Origin of the sequence: Peribacillus sp. NPDC058002 (assembly GCF_042886655.1) — a bacterium.
Taxonomy (GTDB): Bacteria; Bacillota; Bacilli; order Bacillales; family DSM-1321; genus Peribacillus; species Peribacillus aracenensis.
The window spans coordinates 1-1,221 of the sequence record NZ_JBHVQU010000521.1 but is presented as its reverse complement, the minus strand read 5'-3'; the positions used below and the strand labels follow the sequence as shown (position 1 = coordinate 1,221).

Sequence of the window (1,221 nt, the reverse complement as noted above, 5' to 3'; positions counted from 1 at the left end):
GATATAAACCATGGTTAAAAATGTCGTAACACCCGCCATGACTTCTGTACGGACATCTGTCCCATTTTCTTTCAGGGAGAAAAACTTTTCCAAAAACATATTTTAGACCTCCAGATCTAAAGGAAACACCGACAACCGTTTGCACGAAAGTACAAGGTGTCCTAATATTGTACTGCAACGACGTTTTTCTTGATCGTTATTCATTGAAAAAAAGATAAAAAACGAATGAGAAACGCGACCTTTACTATAATATTCGTTTTTATCTCTAAATTCAACTAAAAATTCGACCCCATTCATATTTTCGCCCTACTTGATAAGGAATCACTTTTACTTTTTCCTAAAATCAAGATTTATTTTCAGCTCAATAAAAAAAACCACATGAATCACTGATTCATGTGGTTTTTCATTTGCTGAAGAATCTTCTTTTCCAGCCTTGACACCTGAACTTGGGAAATACCAAGCCTTGCCGCCACTTCCGATTGCGTCTGATCCTTATAATACCTTAGGAAAACAATCAGCCTTTCACGTTCATTCAATTCATGTATGGCTTCTTTCAAAGCGATTTGATCGAACCAGGATGTTTCATTATGGTCGGCGATCTGGTCAAGAAGAGTAATCGGATCTCCATCATTTTCGTAAACCGTTTCATGGATCGAAGAAGGGCTCCTGCTAGCTTCTTGGGCCATGATGATATCCTCTGGCGACAGCTCTAGATGTTCCGCCAATTCATTGACAGTCGGAACACGGCCATAAGTTTTTGAAAGTTCCTCTTTGGCCCTGCGAATTTTATTCGCCATTTCCTTTAATGACCGGCTTACTTTAACCGTTCCATCATCACGGATAAAACGTTGGATTTCACCAATGATCATAGGCACAGCATACGTTGAGAATTTCACATCAAACGATAAATCAAATTTATCCACGGACTTCAACAGGCCAATACAGCCTATTTGATAAAGGTCATCCGGTTCGTAACCTCGATTGAGGAATCTTTGCACTACTGACCATACAAGCCTCAGATTGCTGTTGACAATCAGGTTCCTCGCATCTTGGTCACCGCTCTGGCTGCGTTGGATTAAATTCCGCAATTCCTCATCTTTTAAATGGGGCTGGCCTTTCTTGCTCTTCTCTTTTTTAACCTCCACATCCATATGCAAGTCTCCCTTAATTGCACAAAGCTCTGCTTGTAGTTAAGTGCTTTTTTAATCGAATGATCGTGCC

1 protein-coding gene is annotated in these 1,221 nt (G+C 40.1%); it reads right to left on the bottom strand.

Features of this window, described 5'->3' with window-relative positions; all coding sequences use genetic code 11:
- Positions 1-383: 383 nt before the first annotated feature.
- Positions 384-1,151 carry an RNA polymerase sporulation sigma factor SigF gene (gene sigF, locus ACFVSH_RS26815; RefSeq protein ID WP_260284609.1) on the bottom strand — a complete coding sequence of 256 codons (768 nt, stop codon included), beginning with the start codon at positions 1,149-1,151 and terminating at the stop codon, positions 384-386.
- Positions 1,152-1,221: the final 70 nt, after the last annotated feature.